This window comes from Curtobacterium sp. MCSS17_015, from assembly GCF_003234265.2.
Lineage (GTDB): Bacteria > Actinomycetota > Actinomycetes > Actinomycetales > Microbacteriaceae > Curtobacterium.
Genome location: NZ_CP126256.1, coordinates 2,585,041 through 2,599,646, shown reverse-complemented (window position 1 = coordinate 2,599,646; position 14,606 = coordinate 2,585,041). Strand labels below are relative to the sequence as shown.

Annotated in this window: 20 protein-coding genes; 18 read left to right on the top strand and 2 right to left on the bottom strand. The window is 63.4% G+C overall.

Features of this window, described 5'->3' with window-relative positions; all coding sequences use genetic code 11:
* Positions 1-3 precede the first annotated feature (3 nt).
* From DEJ18_RS12355 to DEJ18_RS12330, 7 genes are all read left to right on the top strand, one after another.
* A complete protein-coding gene (locus DEJ18_RS12355) occupies positions 4-429 on the top strand; it encodes a helix-turn-helix domain-containing protein (protein ID WP_111210605.1) in 426 nt (141 codons plus the stop codon).
* A gap of 352 nt (positions 430-781) precedes the next feature.
* Positions 782-1,192, top strand: a complete 411-nt coding sequence (locus tag DEJ18_RS12350) for a hypothetical protein (protein WP_146241572.1) — start codon at positions 782-784, stop codon at positions 1,190-1,192.
* Positions 1,189-1,548 carry a hypothetical protein gene (locus tag DEJ18_RS12345; protein ID WP_111210608.1) on the top strand — a complete coding sequence of 120 codons (360 nt, stop codon included), beginning with the start codon at positions 1,189-1,191 and terminating at the stop codon, positions 1,546-1,548. The genes DEJ18_RS12350 and DEJ18_RS12345 overlap by 4 nt, the downstream gene beginning before the upstream one ends.
* 494 nt (positions 1,549-2,042) lie before the next feature.
* Positions 2,043-2,324 carry a hypothetical protein gene (locus DEJ18_RS12340; protein WP_146241573.1) on the top strand — a complete coding sequence of 94 codons (282 nt, stop codon included), beginning with the start codon at positions 2,043-2,045 and terminating at the stop codon, positions 2,322-2,324.
* A 472-nt stretch (positions 2,325-2,796) separates the two neighbouring features.
* The gene (locus tag DEJ18_RS12335; protein ID WP_111210611.1) at positions 2,797-3,030 is read left to right on the top strand and encodes a hypothetical protein; all 234 of its coding nucleotides are present in this window, start codon (positions 2,797-2,799) and stop codon (positions 3,028-3,030) included.
* 866 nt (positions 3,031-3,896) lie between these two features.
* Positions 3,897-4,403, top strand: a complete 507-nt coding sequence (locus DEJ18_RS16020) for an HNH endonuclease (RefSeq protein WP_111210612.1) — start codon at positions 3,897-3,899, stop codon at positions 4,401-4,403.
* 235 nt (positions 4,404-4,638) lie between these two features.
* On the top strand, positions 4,639-4,863 hold the full coding sequence (locus DEJ18_RS12330) for a hypothetical protein (RefSeq protein ID WP_146241574.1): 225 nt from the start codon (positions 4,639-4,641) through the stop codon (positions 4,861-4,863).
* On the opposite strand, the gene DEJ18_RS12325 is transcribed toward DEJ18_RS12330, so the two are convergent.
* On the bottom strand, positions 4,860-5,402 hold the full coding sequence (locus DEJ18_RS12325; protein WP_146241575.1) for a DNA primase: 543 nt from the start codon (positions 5,400-5,402) through the stop codon (positions 4,860-4,862). The two genes, DEJ18_RS12330 and DEJ18_RS12325, sit on opposite strands and share 4 nt — an antisense overlap.
* Positions 5,403-5,486: 84 nt before the next feature.
* Between DEJ18_RS12325 and DEJ18_RS12320 the strand changes: the two genes are divergently transcribed.
* The 4 genes from DEJ18_RS12320 to DEJ18_RS12305 all read left to right on the top strand — a co-directional run bounded on the left by DEJ18_RS12320 (position 5,487) and on the right by DEJ18_RS12305 (position 10,286).
* Positions 5,487-5,945: a phage terminase small subunit gene (locus DEJ18_RS12320; protein ID WP_146241576.1), complete on the top strand. Its 459-nt coding sequence runs from the start codon at positions 5,487-5,489 to the stop codon at positions 5,943-5,945.
* A 7-nt stretch (positions 5,946-5,952) separates the two neighbouring features.
* The gene (locus DEJ18_RS12315; RefSeq protein WP_111210616.1) at positions 5,953-7,620 is read left to right on the top strand and encodes a terminase large subunit domain-containing protein; all 1,668 of its coding nucleotides are present in this window, start codon (positions 5,953-5,955) and stop codon (positions 7,618-7,620) included.
* A gap of 499 nt (positions 7,621-8,119) precedes the next feature.
* Positions 8,120-9,508 carry a phage portal protein gene (locus tag DEJ18_RS12310; protein ID WP_111210618.1) on the top strand — a complete coding sequence of 463 codons (1,389 nt, stop codon included), beginning with the start codon at positions 8,120-8,122 and terminating at the stop codon, positions 9,506-9,508.
* A complete protein-coding gene (locus tag DEJ18_RS12305; protein WP_111210619.1) occupies positions 9,492-10,286 on the top strand; it encodes a hypothetical protein in 795 nt (264 codons plus the stop codon). Before DEJ18_RS12310 ends, DEJ18_RS12305 begins: the two co-directional genes overlap by 17 nt.
* On the opposite strand, the gene DEJ18_RS12300 is transcribed toward DEJ18_RS12305, so the two are convergent.
* Positions 10,283-10,573, bottom strand: coding sequence for a helix-turn-helix domain-containing protein (locus DEJ18_RS12300; RefSeq protein WP_111210620.1), 291 nt, complete (start codon positions 10,571-10,573; stop codon positions 10,283-10,285). The genes DEJ18_RS12305 and DEJ18_RS12300 overlap by 4 nt on opposite strands.
* A gap of 97 nt (positions 10,574-10,670) precedes the next feature.
* On the opposite strand from DEJ18_RS12300, the gene DEJ18_RS12295 reads away from it, so the two are divergent.
* The 7 genes from DEJ18_RS12295 (at position 10,671) to DEJ18_RS12265 (ending at position 14,555) form a co-directional block, all read left to right on the top strand.
* The gene (locus tag DEJ18_RS12295) at positions 10,671-11,309 is read left to right on the top strand and encodes a hypothetical protein (RefSeq protein WP_146241577.1); all 639 of its coding nucleotides are present in this window, start codon (positions 10,671-10,673) and stop codon (positions 11,307-11,309) included.
* Between the two features lie 12 nt (positions 11,310-11,321).
* Entirely contained in the window at positions 11,322-11,693 is a 372-nt protein-coding gene (locus DEJ18_RS12290; RefSeq protein ID WP_111210622.1) for a potassium transporter, read from the top strand.
* Positions 11,693-12,712, top strand: a complete 1,020-nt coding sequence (locus tag DEJ18_RS12285; RefSeq protein WP_111210623.1) for a major capsid protein — start codon at positions 11,693-11,695, stop codon at positions 12,710-12,712. Before DEJ18_RS12290 ends, DEJ18_RS12285 begins: the two co-directional genes overlap by 1 nt.
* Positions 12,713-12,769: 57 nt before the next feature.
* Positions 12,770-13,111, top strand: a complete 342-nt coding sequence (locus DEJ18_RS12280; RefSeq protein WP_111210624.1) for a hypothetical protein — start codon at positions 12,770-12,772, stop codon at positions 13,109-13,111.
* Between the two features lie 8 nt (positions 13,112-13,119).
* A complete protein-coding gene (locus tag DEJ18_RS12275) occupies positions 13,120-13,536 on the top strand; it encodes a Gp19/Gp15/Gp42 family protein (protein WP_111210625.1) in 417 nt (138 codons plus the stop codon).
* Positions 13,537-13,553: 17 nt separating this feature from the next.
* Positions 13,554-13,889, top strand: a complete 336-nt coding sequence (locus tag DEJ18_RS12270) for a hypothetical protein (protein WP_181434201.1) — start codon at positions 13,554-13,556, stop codon at positions 13,887-13,889.
* A 255-nt stretch (positions 13,890-14,144) separates the two neighbouring features.
* Positions 14,145-14,555, top strand: coding sequence for a hypothetical protein (locus DEJ18_RS12265; protein WP_111210627.1), 411 nt, complete (start codon positions 14,145-14,147; stop codon positions 14,553-14,555).
* Positions 14,556-14,606: the final 51 nt, after the last annotated feature.

The following is a 14,606-nucleotide window of genomic DNA, read 5'->3' as shown; positions in this document are numbered from 1 at the left end:
CGCATGGTCACTGATGCAACGCTGCCTGACGCGCTCATCGCCTACCGCTCAGAACAAAACCTGACGCAGGCGCAACTGGCAAACGAACTCGGAGTCAGCCTCCGCACGATCGGCAACTGGGAACTCGGACGGTCAATGCCGCAAGCTGCTGCACGCCGACGAGTTGAAGCAGCCCTCGGCGGGGAGCTTGTGATGCGAGACGCCAATGCTGAAGCGTCGTTTGAGCCAACGGCCATCGAACTCAAAGTCGCGGAAACGCTGCGGGTTGAGATGGCGCGAAACATGCTGAATCAAGACGAGATCGCGCAGGCGGTTGGCGTCTCGCAGTCCCAGTTCAGCAAAATGCTGCGTGGGCTGCGCCCCATGACGGTAGGTCAAGCCGACCGCGCACTGCGCGCGGTCGGTCACGAAGGGATGGTTTTACCATGACTCCGCTTGAGGAACTGCAGGCCGCACACAAGCAGCTGAGCGAACTGCGTGACGAATCTCGACGGCATGCGGCTGGGCGTTGGTCAAACGAGGATGACGATGAGCCGATGATGCGTAGGCAGATCATCGGGTCTCACGGCACAGTCGGGGCTGTGTACGACGAGTCGCACGCTGACCTCATTGTCACCCTGCACCGCACCATCGACGCGCAGCTCGCGATTCTGGAGGACGCCATCGCAGACGCACAACCGTACGCGGTCAGCGGCTCAATAGGGGGGCCTGTGCGGTATGCCCCTGGCACGCCGCCCCGTAACGCACTATCCCTGGCCCGCGCGATCAATGGAGACCGATCATGACGCCACTCGAAGAACTACAGGCAGCGTACGCACGTCTAAGTGACCTGCGGCTTGCACCAATGATCGATGGGGACACCGGGTACGGCGCGGGGTCCGCGGGACCGTCCGAGTTGTCCCTTACCCTCCACCGCACGATCGACGTGCAGCTGTCCATCCTTGAGGGCGACATCGCATTGGTTGAGTGCTTTGGAGGTCAGTACTCGGGCGATGGCCTCGCCTTAGCTCGGGCGATCAACGGGGATGGTCATGATCATCTCGACGATGATCATGACGACGGGGCAGGCATGATGCTCATCGAGCGCGAGTTAATGGCACAAGTGCAGCAGGTACGGGACGCTCCAAAGGGTCCAGCGCTCCAACCCAATCCAGGCTGGCACACGCGACGAGACGGCGAAGAGGAGTCATGACCCCGTGCGAAGAACTGAAAGCTGCCCGCGCTCGCCTTGAAGAACTCCGAGCGAAGGCCGACCCGGGGCCATGGGGCATTGAAGCTGACGACTACGCTGTCGAGGACGGCACGGAACTAGCCATTGTCCACAGCAGCGAGATGGCGGACATCGGCAACTGGATGGGCCTCGAATCAGCCAAGCTTATAGTCGCGCTGCACCGCACGATCGACACTCAAATGTCAATCCTCACCGAGGCGCTGGATGATTACGAGGCCGTGCTCGTAGGGGATTGCGCATACCCGCCCTTGGCGCTCCGTCTGGCTCGTTCGATCAACGGCGTGTCGCAGCAGGAAACGCCTACCGATAGCGACTGAAACACGCTATGCTGACACTGCGTCGGACGACCATGTCCACACGCAGCCACTTGCTCCCCATCGTCATCCGTGACTGATGGGGATTTTTCGTTGGGCATCAGGCCAAGAGCCAGCCCAACACAGTGCCCCGAGGAGCGGATCGGGCGCAAGCATCCACCACGAGGATGAGCACTGAACATGGTGGTTGGCCCACCCGCAGCACACCGATGCCTGCGACAACAACCATCGGTTCGACTGCGGCACCGGAAAAGCCGCGCGATCGTGCACGGACATCCGTAGCGAACGCATCAAACCGGAGCGGAACCAGCCGCGACTGTTACTGCCGGGCGGCACTGGAACACCAAGCCGCCCGGCCTATGCCTTCCCCGGCCCGCCGGCCAACCATTCAGCAGCAACGCCGCCGCCCCGCCCTTGTGCGCGAGACGCCGGACGCAAGCACCCACAATGCGGCGCTGAGTCGGGGAACACCCTCATCGCGAACACCAGGAGTCACCATGACTGAGATCGACGGCGTTAACGAAACCATCGACCTCGAAGCGCTAGAGGCCGAAGCCGTCCGCATGGGTGGCCCGAGCGGCAACGCAGTGCGCATCGAAGGCGGGCCGGACGAGGTAGGCATCGAGTTCACCATCGACGAGGACAACGGCGACCTCGAGATCCGGTGCTTCGCAATCACGAGCCGACCCACCGAGGACATCGAGATCGTTTCGACGTTCAACGTCCTCAACGTGCGTGACCCACAAGCGGTCATCGACGCACTGAGCAACACCCACTGACTCCACTGCACAGGCGTCAACGTTCGGCTCCCCGTAGTGACCGGCGATGGTGTCGATAGAAGTTGGCGAACGCGGCGCTAACCGCAGTCGTCGTCCTGGTGAGCCGAGCTGATACGGCTGCGACCCCACCAGCGCCTTGCAGTGGCCCACTACTGGCCGAGACCCCTGAGGTAACCCGCGGTGGCATGCGGAACCCAGACGGGACGGCCGACCACGTAGGAGGCGTTATGAGCGGCGCATGGCAAGCACTCGGGCCAACGCCAACCGGTAACACGTCCCACACCCGCCCTTTGCGGGACGCCATCGAACACGATGTCGAAGACGACAGCGACTGCATCTGCGGGCCCACGTACGAACTCCTCGTAGCAGCCGACGGATCAGACGCATGGCTGGCCATCCACCACAGCCTCGACGGCCGCGAACGAGACGAGCGGCAATAAGCAAACGCGATCCGACCGCGTAGGGAGCAACGATGCCCATCACACTCGGCGCTGACTTCGACCGCGGCGTACTCGAAGCAGCCGGCGTCAACCCGAACAACGCCCAACTCGGCACCGTACAAATCGACGCACTCCCCACCGACGGCGACGTCACCGTGCGCTACACCGCAATCGCCACCGCACCAGCCGCAGTGATCCGCGAACTCGTCTGCCAAACCGCAGACAGCAACACCCACGCCGGAGCAGACGATGTGCCAGCACAGTGACAGTGAGCTATGCAGCTGCCACCGCACCAGAACCAACCGACACCCCAAACCCGTCAGCTACGACGGACACGGAGCACCGCTCTACCCCTGGCAACTCACCACACCAGCACCACTCGTAGCCGCAGTCGAAGCCATCTACGAAGCCGTAGAAGACAAGCAATAACTGCTGAGCCCAGACAGCGAAGGCGGTTCACGCGTGCCGCGAGCGCCCAAGAAATGCGGACGTGACGGATGCGAGGCACGCGTCATCGGACGACGGTTCTGCACCGAACACACACCGGTATGGCAAGGCTCACGACACGCAGGATCCACGCGACAGTCGCGGCTCACCCGACAAGCAGTGCTGCTCCGCGACCCAACCTGCCGATGCTCAGGCTGCCGAGCATGCACAAGTCGAGGATGCACACGAACATCAACCGATGACGATCACGTGCACAACATCGCAGCAGGCGGCGACGTCGCCAACATGGCGAACAGGCAAGGCATGTGCCGCCCCTGCCACAAGGTGAAGACGCAAGAGGAAGCCGCCGCGGGACGATCCCGCAACTACTAACTCAACAGAAGAACCCCGCGACGGGTGCAACCGTCCGGGGTCGTGACCAACTCGGTGAGGAGTTGATGTGGCTCAGTATACCTGCGCGCACTGCGCTGACGAATTCGATGGGCGCAAACGGAAGTACTGCACGTCAGATTGCGCCAAGCGAGCGAACGTCGCACGCTCATCCGCAGTACGTCGAGCGCGAGGCAACTGGCGTGAGCTGAACTACACAACCCCCGGTGTCTGCATCAGCTGCTCCACCCCGTTCATCGGGAAAGCATCCCAGGGGTACTGCACTAAGCGCTGCGCCAACAAGGCCCAGGCGGCAATGCTTAACGCCACCCCCAGAGCGCCGAAGCCAAGGAGCACAGAGCTTGCGGTGCGGTACCGACCCCGTGTCCATGTGCCTACCGTGACGAGTGGACGCACCTGGGTCAGCGGCCCTTGTGCGTACTGCGGTGAGGTATTCACCGCGCAGCGTGGTGGACGGTACTGTTCCGCGAACTGCAAATGGTCGGCGAAGTTTGCTCGGTCAGCTGCTGACCGCGAAACGTTCAATCCCACACCAAAGCAGCGAAGTCGCATCTACTTGCGTGATGCTGGCGTCTGTCACATTTGTGGCTTTGAAGTCAGGCGTGAGTGGCAAGGTTTCGACCTGCTTGCTCGAAGCCTTGACCACATCACGCCGCAGTCTCACGCAGTCAAGCCTGACCACAGCGACGAGAATCTTCGGCTCGCACACTTCGTATGCAACGCAATTCGACAGGATCAGCAGTTGTCCACAGAGCTCAGTTCTCGGTGCCGCGCACGAGTACTCGAACTGCTAGCAGTATAAGACGCCACCCCGGGGCTTACCCCCGGGGTGGGCCTCCGTTCGGACACCGGAGAGATGCTGCACAAGTTGTTGCGTACGATTCCCCCAGATTCGGGCCGCGGGAGGGGCTGTGTGCCTAACTCCCGCCCTGTGGCGCTGGTGCCCACGCCGCGCGACCCTGGTGAGGCCCAGCGCCTTAGATCGCTGTGTGCCACGCAAATCGGTACTTCCTATCGGATCAATGGAGGCGATCAACATGGCACGTATCCAGGTTCTCACCCTTCCATCGAAGGGTGCCGGCGACGACGTCGACTACCCCTTCGCGATCGTCATCGACGAGGTCGAGCACGAACGCATCGCGAACTACGAGGGCGACACGGTCCGCACGGTGGCAACGGAGCTCTTCGACACGACGGCGATCGTCAATTCCACCGGTGCAGTCGGCGTCATCGTCGCAGCCGGCACCCTCGACGTCGCCTAGAGCGGCAGTAGTTCCCCATGCTGGTAGACGTTCCCGGTTACGGTGATGTAGCGCCCGGTGCTGTAGCGCTCAATGTGCAGACCGTTTGCGGTGTAGCGACGCCCGACCGCTGCTTCTGCGGTTCCGAGGATGTGCAGGCCGTCGCCACTCGGGGAAACCTCAATGTAGTGGCGTGGGTATGCCTCAAGGAACGTAAGCGCTTCCTGGTTCGGCTTGCCGTCGAGTAGGCAATGGTCGAGGTCGATGCACCCGATGCCGTCTCCGAGGACATAGCCGATCCCGACGCCGGCGGTTGACGCGGTTGCTCCGGCGTAGGTAGTCCAGGTTGCCGGGTTGGTGCTTGAGGCGGTGGATCCGCTCGCAGTGAGCGGCACTTTAGCTGCGTTCCACCTCACCCACCGGTCGCGCTTTGTGATCTCGGCGGGGATCGGGTTGCGCTGTTGTCGGCGTCGGTCGTAGTTGCGGCACTTGTCGGAGCAGAAACGCGCTTGAGCGTTCTTGTAGACGATCGACTTTCCGCAGTACCCGCACTCGCGCATAGGTCAATCGTACCGGATTTAGCCGCCTATCCACTAGCATCTGCCCGTCATGGGCGTCTCGATTTCCCGCCATGGGAGGCCCGCATGCCCGCACCTAAAAAGCACCCGTCGACTCGCGCGCGACGCAACAAGACTGCTGGTGCCCGTACTCTCGCGGCGGTCAACGAAGCGGGCATTCCCGCCGTCCCCGATTGGGTTCAGTGGACAGACGCAGCCGTTTCCTATTGGGACGACATGTGGTCGTCGGAGATGTCTTCCGAGTGGCTTGAGTCGGATTACCACAACGTGGTGATGTGCACGGCCGCTTACAACGACTTCGTCACAGGTGAGACCGCGAAGGACCGCAAGGACGCGATGGCTGAGCTACGGCTGCAGCGCAAGGATCTCGGCCTTTCGCCCATGGCTCGGCGCTCGCTCGAGTGGGCTGTTGAGTCCGCGGAGCAGGCGAAGGAGCGTGGGGCGGTCCGTCGTGGCACGTCCTCGGCGAGCCGTCAGCCGAAGCGGGGCGAGGACCCGCGGTCGGTTCTGCAAGCAGTGAATTGAGGCGCTGATGGCGACGCTGATCGTGCCGCCGCTTGACCTCGACTTCCCAACGCTGGGGCCGGCCATCGCAGACTTCATCGAAGCCAGCTGCGTGTTCGGTCCGGGGTCGCTGGCTGGGCAGCCAGCTGAACTTGACGCTGAGAAGCGTGCAGCGCTGTACCGGCTGTATGAGATCTACCCGCGGGGCCACCGGCTTGAGGGTCGGCGGCGTTTCCAGCGTGGGGCGATCGAGTGGCGTAAGGGCATGGCGAAGACCGAGTTCGCTGCGTGGGTGGCGTACGCGGAGCTCCACCCCGATGCGCCGGTCCGGCACGACGGGTGGGACGCTCACGGGGACCCTGTCGGCAAGCCGGTGGCGTTCCCGTACATCCCGATGATGGCGGTAACGGAAGAGCAAGTGTCGGAGCTCGCATACGGCGTCCTGAAGTACGTCGTAGAGCACGGCGAAGACGCCGACATGTTCGACGCTTCCCTGGACCGGATCGTGCGCCTCGACGCTCGCGGTGTTGCAGACGGACGTTGCGTTCCTGTGTCGAACTCGCCTGGCTCGCGTGATGGCGCACTGACGACGTTCCAGCACTTCGACGAGCCGCACCGCCTGTTCCTGCCGTCCGCGAAGAACGCGCACGAGACGATGAGCGCCAACCTGACGAAGCGCCCGCTTGAAGATCCGTGGGCGCTGTACACGTCAACTGCAGGACAGCCGGGCCAGAACTCCATCGAAGAGGATGTCCGCGCTGAGGCGGAGATGATCGCTGCCGGTGAGATCGATGACCCGGCGCTGTTCTTCTTCGCTCGTTGGGCTGGCGACGAGCACAAGGATCTGACGACCGTTGAGCAGAGGGTCGCAGCAATTCAGGACGCGACTGGCCCGGTTGGCGAGTTCGGTCCTGGGCAGTTCGAGTCGATCGCGAAGCAGTGGGATCGCCCGAAGGCGGATAAGGCGTACCTCGAGCGAGTGTGGTTGAACCGTTGGCGGAAGTCCGACAGCCAGTTCTTCGACATGACGAAGATCGCGGCGAAGAACCTTGCTGTGCCTGGTCAGACGATTCCCAAGGGTGCGTTTGTTGCTCTCGGCTTTGACGGCGCGAGGTTCCGGGATGCGACGGCACTTGTTGCCACGGACATCGACACGGGGCTGCAGGAGCTTCTGGGCTGCTGGGAGCGCCCGTATGAGGCAGACGAGTGGGAAGTGGACGAGGCTGACGTCACTGCGACGCTCGCCGAAGCGATGGAACGGTTCCGCGTCTACAAGTTGTACGGAGACCCGCCGCACTGGACGGAAACGCTCGGTTCGTGGGCTGCTCGTTGGCCTGACCAGGTTGAAGAGTGGTGGACGGCTCGGCCGAAGACCATGGCGTACACGCTGCGTGAGTACGTCGAGGCGATCGATTCGGGTTCGGTCCTCTTCGGTGGTGCGTCTACGCCTGACGCTGCGTTCGACCCGCACGGCGACCTACTCCGGCACCTCGGTAACGCGGGCGCGAAGGAGCTGCGGATCAAGGACGACGAGGGCAAGCCGTTGTACGTCATGCAGAAGCAGGACGGCCGGCAGGAATTCAAATTCGACGCGGCTATGGCTGCAGTCCTGTCGTGGAAGGCGTGCTTGGACGCGCGTAAGTCCGGCGCGAAACCGCGTGGGAAGAAGCGGGCGGTCATCCGCCGACTGGCCTGAAGGGGGTCTGAATGTCGATCGACACTACGGTCGAATATGGCGACCCACGTATTCGAGACCTGTTTTGGCGCAAGGTGGTTGTTATGGCCACGGGGTGCTGGACATGGTCGGGGCAGGTGTCTGCTGACGGATACGGCATCTACGGCGTAGCCCCTCGCTCTGACGGTCGGAGCAAGTTTGCTCATCGGTTCTTGCTGCAGGCAACGGGGACTTCGATTCCCGCGGGTGCGCAGGTTGACCACCAGTGCCATAATCCGCGGCAGTGCGCAGGTAATCCCTGTCTACACCGGGCGTGCGTTAATCCAAGCCACCTGAAGGTTGTTTCTCCCCGCGAGAATGTGCTCCGAAGTAGCGGCGTGGCCGCACAGAATGCCCGCAAAACGCATTGCGTGCGCGGGCATGAGTTCTCTGAAGAAAACGTCCGTTACGAAGGCAAGAAGCGTCGCTGCTTGGCCTGTAAGAAGAGCGCGAATAGACGAACTCGGTAGGGGAGGCTTGCATGATCGACGTAACAGTCGAAGGAGCTCCTGGCTGGTGGCTGCTCAAGGCATGCCGGAAGCGTGAGGGTCGTGTGGCTCGCCTGCAGAAGCTGGCGGACTACCACGACGGGAATCCGCCGCTCCCGACGTCGAATGTGGCCGCTACTGAGGCGTTTCGTAAGGTGCAGCGTCAGGCGCGAACGAACATGGCCGAGCTGATTGTGGGCTCTCTGCGGGAGCGCGTCAGCGTCCGCGACATTCGCACGTCAGTGTCCGGTGAGAAGCCGGACTCTGAGGCGTGGGACATGTGGCTCGAAAACGGCATGGATGTCGAGTTCTCCGAGGTGCTCGAGAACATGCTTGCCATGGGCGACGCGTACATGATCGTGGGTACGGACAAAGAGGGTAACGCTGTCATCACGGGCGAGGACCCGCGCCAGGTCGTGACGATCCATAACCCGGCGCGGCAGGCGGAAGTGCGGGCTGCAGTCAAGGCGTTCCACGATCCGGACGAGTCGGTCGACTACCTGTACCTGTACTTGTCTGGCGCTGCCCTCGGTGGTGGCAATGCGCGCCGCTATGTGGCGAAGCGTGCTCGCAAGTCGCTGGGTGCTGGCATCGTGTTCTCCGGCGCGGCGTTCTCGTGGGATGAGGGACGCGGCGGGGAGGACGGCGAAGAGCTCGCGCATGAGTTCGTGCCGGTGGTGCGTTTCCGCAACCGGAAGGGCGTCGGAGAGTTCGAGCCGCACCTGGACATCCTCGACCGCATCAACCACGACGTCTACACCCGGATGATCATCGCCCTGTACCAGGCGTACAAGCAGCGAGCGATCCAGGTCGACGAAGACGAAGCTGACGACGGCAAGGGCGAGCCGGTCAACCTCGATGAGGTGCTGACGTCCGACCCAGGCTCATGGCTGCAGCTGCCGTTCAACTCGAAGGTGTGGGAGTCCTCCCAGGCGGACCTTCAGGGCATTCTGAACGCCACGAAGGACGACATCTCGCACCTCGCTGCTGTGACACGGCGGCCACTGCCGATGCTGTCCCCGGACAACCAGTCCGCGGAGGGCGCGAACTTCACCCGTGAGGGTCTGACGTTCGCGGTCGAGGACAAGCAGACACGCGCCGGGCAGGGGCTTGTCGACGTCTTCTACCTGGCTTTCCTCGCCACGGGGAAGACGGACCGGGCAGTTAAGTCGCGGATCATCGTCGGCTGGAATCCCGGCGAGCGGTACTCGATCACCGACAAGGCATCTGCTGGATCTCAGGCGGTCACGGTACTGGCGAAGCGCACGACGATGCGTGAGGTCTACCAGATGACGCCGACCGAGATTGATCAGGCTGAGGCGGAAGCCGCCGACGAGCTGCTGCTGACTCAGGAGGTCGCTCCGGATGGCAACGCGGCTTGACTTGAACTATGACGCTCAGGTGCTGGCCGTGCGGAAGCGGGTCACCGACTACGCACGGCGGTACTGGGCTGGGCTCGGTTCGTGGCGGGACGAAGACGCCGAACGGCTCATCGCTGCGTTGGTGCCGCGTGTTGAGGCTGGGCAAGCACGCATCGCCCAGCTGACAGATGCGTACATCGCTCGGGTTGCCGCTGAGGGTGGGCCGATCGTTCGGGGCCCGGTGGCTGACGTGTCAACGGAAGCGTTGCGTGGCGTCCCTGCTGAGGACGCGTACCAGCGGCCGTTCGTGGAGATGCGGACGAAGCTGTCGGAAGGTTCGACGGTTTCATCGGCCGTCGCGGCTGGTGGCGCGCGTCTTCTGTCTCTCGTTGCCACGGGGCAGCAGTTGGCGAAGACGCACTCGGCGCGTGAGGCGATCGATCGTTCTGGCGCTGCCGGCTTCGAACGGGTCCTGACGGGCCGGGAGAACTGCTCCCTGTGTGTCATTGCGTCAACGCAGCGGTACCACCGCGGCAACTTGCTCCCCATTCACCCCGGCTGCGACTGCCAAATTCGACCGATCAACGGCGACCCCGACGAGCAGATCATCAACCCCGAACGGCTCGAGTCGATCCATGACGCGATCACGAACGAGTTTGGGGCATCGGACCGCAGCGCTCGGTACATCGACGGCGGCAAAGACCGCGGCGACTACACCGACCTGCTCGTCACGTACAACCATTCTGAGATTGGTCCGGTTTTGTCGTGGCGCGATCAGCACCACACGATCTTGCGCTAGCGCTTAGCCAATGGGACTCGGACTGCCACCTCGTGGTCGCTGAGCCCCAGGAGCGCGTCCACGCTGACAGCAAGCGCGTCAGCGAGGACGAACAGATCGTCTACGTCGATCTTTCGGTCCAGGTTCTCAAGCTTGCTCAGGGCCGATGGTGACATGTAGCGGCCCGCTTCACGGGTTGCCGCGGACAGGTATCGCAAGTCAATCCCGCGCGTCTTCCGCACCATCGAGATGTTCCCTGCGATCCGTTCGCCGTCTTCGCCAATGCCGTTTCCGCGCTGTCGCTCCATAGAGCGAGTCTAGCGCGAAACAAGGAACAACACCAGACCACCGCTCATGCGGTTCGCCCCGTCATGGGGATTTCAACACCCGACATGGGAGACAACATTGCTCATCCGTAAGCCGTTCCCGTACGCCGTCGCCACCTCGCCATCCCGACTCCGGTTCTTTGCGCCGGTCGATGATGACCTCGGTGCCGGCGGGGAGCCCAAGACCGATCCTGAGCCGAAGTTCCCGGCGAACACTCCTGTCAAGGACATGACGCCGGAACAGCAGGTCGCGTTCCACGAGAACAAGGCACGCCGACTCGAGGATCAGCTCAAGGGGTTCGGTGGGCTCACTCCGAAGCAGGTCGCTGACCTGCAGAAGGAGCTGGACGACGCGAAGGCGAAGAACCAGACCGCTGAGGAGAGGGCCATCGAAGAGGCCAAGGAGGCGGGTCGTTCCGAAGTGCGGGCCGTTCTCGCCGCCGAGCGTGTGAAGAGTGCGCTCGAGAAGGCGCTGGCAGGCCGCATCCCGGATGCATCGGCACTCCTTGACCTCGACCGCTCGCAGTTCATCAAGGACGGCACGGCAAACACCGACGCGATCACCGCGTGGGTGGAAGAGCACTCAACCGAGTCGGCTGGTCCCGCCAGGGGGCATGTCGACCTCGGCCAGGGCCGCGACCGCGGCACAGACGCACCCAGCAAGGGTGTGAACGCTGGCCGATCGCTGTTCACGGACAGCAAGTCCAACAAGTCCTAGAAGGGAAACCTCATGCCTAAGCTCCGCTCGGAGACTTTTGGTTCCGGTGACCAGTCGTGGCTCGGGTCTACTCATGGAATCGCGAACGCGCGAACCAGCACCCTGACCCTCACGGCTTTCACCGCCGCTACCCACTACCCGGACGGCTATATCCCGTCCGGCACCGCCGTGAACGCGGCCGATGAAGGTGCCACTGTGCCCTTCACTGGCGCTGAAGGTGAAGCGCTCGGCTTCATCCTCACGGATGCCCCTGTCGACGGTGGCGCTGTCGCTCCTGTGCCGGTTCTCCGCCACGGGATCATCAACGTCGCCAATCTGCCTGGCACGTTCACCGTCCCCACGACGGGCGCTGCCGGCTTCGTGTTCGTTGGAGGTGCAGCCTGATGGCTCTCTGGACTGATGTCATTGATCCCGCGACCCTCACTGGGTATGCGCGGGCGTCGCTGGAGGACTACGAGCAGTCGCGTGGCACGCTCGCTCAGTTCCTCCCCAACCGCACTGTTGCTGACACGGTGGTTCGCTTTGTCGCGGGCCGTTCGGGTCTTGTGCAGGAGGCGAAGTTCCGCGCGTACGACGCGGCACCCGAGGTCGGCAAGACGCAGGGTGGCCGTCGTGTCACGCTCGAGCTGCCGGCGCTGGGGCAGAACATCCCCGTCAGCGAGTACGCGCAGCTTCGGCAGCGCGCGGCTTCTGACGACGCTGTCCTGCAGGCCGTTCTTGCCACCACGCGGCAGGTTGTTCGCGCGGTCGCCGACCGGATTGAGCGTCTGCGCGGAACCGTGCTCAACACGGGCAAGGCAACGATCGATCAGGACAACTTCCAGACCGACGACAGCTTCGGACGTTCCGCCTCGCATGATGTGGTCGCTCCGACGCTGTGGACCGACCCTGCGGCGGACCGTCTCGGGTTCCTCCAGTCGCTCGTTGACACCTACGTCGCCGACAACGGTGTGCTTCCTGGTGCTCTTGTGATGTCGACTCGGGGCCTCCGCGCGCTGGGGTCGGGTGCGCAGTTCCAGACCCAGCTCCTCAACGGTGGCGCACGGCCGGCTACCGATGCTGATGTCAACGCGATCCTCGCGGGTAACGGCCTTCCGCCGATCATCCGCTACGACCGTCAGACGTCGGCGGGCAAGGTGCTGGACGAGTCGAAGCTGCTTCTGCTCCCGGCTCCGGTCGGTGTTGACGACTTCGGTGGCACTGAGCTCGGTGGTACGTGGTGGGGCCAGACCCTCACCTCGACCGACCCGAACTTCGCGATCGACGACGCCACTCAGCCGGGCATCGTCGCGGGAGTCTGGCGAAACGACAAGCCGCCGATGATCGCCGAGGTCATCTCGGATGCCATCGCGCTTCCGGTTCTGGCGAACGCCGACCTCTCGCTCTCCGCGAAGGTTCTGTAGCTCGCTCGGCGGGGCCACCCTCACAGGTGGCCCCGTCGGTACCCCACGGAGGGAAACATGCCTGTCCTGAACTGCACGGTCATCGTCCGCGATGACACTTTCGTCACTCACGTGTTCCTCGCGGGTGACGAACCGCCCGCGTGGGCGGTCAAGAAGATCACGAACCCCAACGTCTGGGCCAACGCATCCGCCGCTGTCGCCCGGAACCGTGACACCGCGGACAGCGCGGCCGAGCCGGAGACTCCCGCCACGGTGCGTGTTCCTCCCAAGGCAGGCCGCGGGTCCTCCGCCAAGGCATGGGCCGCGTACGCGCTAGCGCAGGGTTTCGCTGTCGAAGGCGACGCCACTGCTACTGAGATCCGCGAAGCACTGCAGGAGCAGGGCATCCCCACTGAGTAGGAGCCACCATGTCTGACCCGGCAGCGCTCGCACCGTTCGCAGAACCCGATGACGTTGCCGCCGTGTGGGGTGAACTCACCGGCGACCAGGAGGCGCTTGTAGAGGCGTGGCTCGGTCAGGCATCAAACCAGCTGCGCATGATTGCTCGGCAGCGCGGCGCTGACGCTGACACCCTCGTAGAGTCCGATCCTCTCATCGGCGCAATCATGCGTGACGCGGTCGTCAATTCGGTGAAGCGTGTGCTGATGAACCCGGAAGGGTACCGGCAGTTGTCCCGCACGAAGGGGCCGTTCACAGAGTCAGGGACGATCGACACGGCACTGTCGACAGGGATGATCTACATCGCTCCCGCCGACATTGCCGGACTGTTCCCCGCCTCACGTCAGCGCTTCCGGTCGTTCCGAGTGAACGCGGGCCTGATGTGAGCGGCGAAACAGTCACTATGGTCACGCCCGGAGTGGAAATCGGACGAGATCGGTACAACAAGCCGATCTTCGCCGACGTAGCGATTGAAGTGACTGACGTTGCGGTCGCACCGGGAGCGACGTCAGTGGATGAGACAACGGGGCAGGTCATCGACACCCGCGGCCTCACCCTCTACCTGCCGCCGACAGTGAAGGTCGCACCGACTGCACGTTTCATCGTGCGCGGTAAGACGTACCCGATCGACGGGGCCTCGCAGGACTGGGACCGGCCCGTCGGGTTTTCACGCCTCTACGACTCGTGGGCACCTGGCAACGTCGTGAACCTGTCGTCCGAGGAGTACGCGAATGCCTAGGTCTCGCGTCGTCATCAACCGTCGCGGATTCGGCACTGTCATGGCGTCCCCGGAGCTCGAGCAGCAGCTGCGTCCGTACGCCGACCAGGTCGCTGCCCAAATCCCTGGCGCGACTATCACCGCGATCCGCACCGGTGTTGGCACTGCGAGTGCCCGTGTTCGCCTCCGCGTGGAGGGTGAATGGCATGAGCGCGCTCGCCTTGTCGCCGCGATCCGTTCGGTTCTGAGTAACGCAACGGAACGTTAGGAGGCACCGTGTACGGCATCGTCTACGGCGATTTCCTCGCTCACTTGATCGTTCGGCTTGACGGGCTGCTGCAGTCCCGTCCGGAGCTGTACGCGGCTGGGGTTGAGGTGTCCGATCAGAAGTCGGCGGCTAGCCGCCGGGCCGTAGTCCTCACGACAAGCCCCGGCGGCGGCACAGGCAACACGCTTCGCACCTCCTACGTCACTGTCGACGTCATTACCGACGACCAGGGCACTACGGCCGACCTGATTGAGCTCGTCCTCGCACTGGTTACGTCGCGCGGTTCCGGCGGGATGGTCGACGGCCGGCCGATCACTTACGCATCCATCAATGGCGGGCCGAATAGTGACCCAGCACCAGATGGGTTCTACAAGCAGACCGCTCAGCTAGAGATCGAATACCGCGGGCGCAATTTGTAGCCCGAATGTCGGCCTGCATTGATAGAATGAAAGCGGCCCCGGGGAGTGTTG

Coding starts and splice junctions, on each gene's coding strand:
- DEJ18_RS12320 (WP_146241576.1), top strand. CDS start 5,487: ATGCCCGCACCTAAAAAGCACCCGTCGACTCGCGCGCGACGCAACAAG.
- DEJ18_RS12330 (WP_146241574.1), top strand. CDS start 4,639: ATGGCACGTATCCAGGTTCTCACCCTTCCATCGAAGGGTGCCGGCGAC.
- DEJ18_RS12300 (WP_111210620.1), bottom strand. CDS start 10,573: ATGGAGCGACAGCGCGGAAACGGCATTGGCGAAGACGGCGAACGGATC.
- DEJ18_RS12305 (WP_111210619.1), top strand. CDS start 9,492: ATGGCAACGCGGCTTGACTTGAACTATGACGCTCAGGTGCTGGCCGTG.
- DEJ18_RS12275 (WP_111210625.1), top strand. CDS start 13,120: ATGTCTGACCCGGCAGCGCTCGCACCGTTCGCAGAACCCGATGACGTT.
- DEJ18_RS12350 (WP_146241572.1), top strand. CDS start 782: ATGACGCCACTCGAAGAACTACAGGCAGCGTACGCACGTCTAAGTGAC.
- DEJ18_RS12280 (WP_111210624.1), top strand. CDS start 12,770: ATGCCTGTCCTGAACTGCACGGTCATCGTCCGCGATGACACTTTCGTC.
- DEJ18_RS12355 (WP_111210605.1), top strand. CDS start 4: ATGGTCACTGATGCAACGCTGCCTGACGCGCTCATCGCCTACCGCTCA.
- DEJ18_RS12345 (WP_111210608.1), top strand. CDS start 1,189: ATGACCCCGTGCGAAGAACTGAAAGCTGCCCGCGCTCGCCTTGAAGAA.
- DEJ18_RS12285 (WP_111210623.1), top strand. CDS start 11,693: ATGGCTCTCTGGACTGATGTCATTGATCCCGCGACCCTCACTGGGTAT.
- DEJ18_RS12290 (WP_111210622.1), top strand. CDS start 11,322: ATGCCTAAGCTCCGCTCGGAGACTTTTGGTTCCGGTGACCAGTCGTGG.
- DEJ18_RS12340 (WP_146241573.1), top strand. CDS start 2,043: ATGACTGAGATCGACGGCGTTAACGAAACCATCGACCTCGAAGCGCTA.
- DEJ18_RS12325 (WP_146241575.1), bottom strand. CDS start 5,402: ATGCGCGAGTGCGGGTACTGCGGAAAGTCGATCGTCTACAAGAACGCT.
- DEJ18_RS12335 (WP_111210611.1), top strand. CDS start 2,797: ATGCCCATCACACTCGGCGCTGACTTCGACCGCGGCGTACTCGAAGCA.
- DEJ18_RS16020 (WP_111210612.1), top strand. CDS start 3,897: ATGCTTAACGCCACCCCCAGAGCGCCGAAGCCAAGGAGCACAGAGCTT.
- DEJ18_RS12270 (WP_181434201.1), top strand. CDS start 13,554: ATGGTCACGCCCGGAGTGGAAATCGGACGAGATCGGTACAACAAGCCG.
- DEJ18_RS12315 (WP_111210616.1), top strand. CDS start 5,953: ATGGCGACGCTGATCGTGCCGCCGCTTGACCTCGACTTCCCAACGCTG.
- DEJ18_RS12310 (WP_111210618.1), top strand. CDS start 8,120: ATGATCGACGTAACAGTCGAAGGAGCTCCTGGCTGGTGGCTGCTCAAG.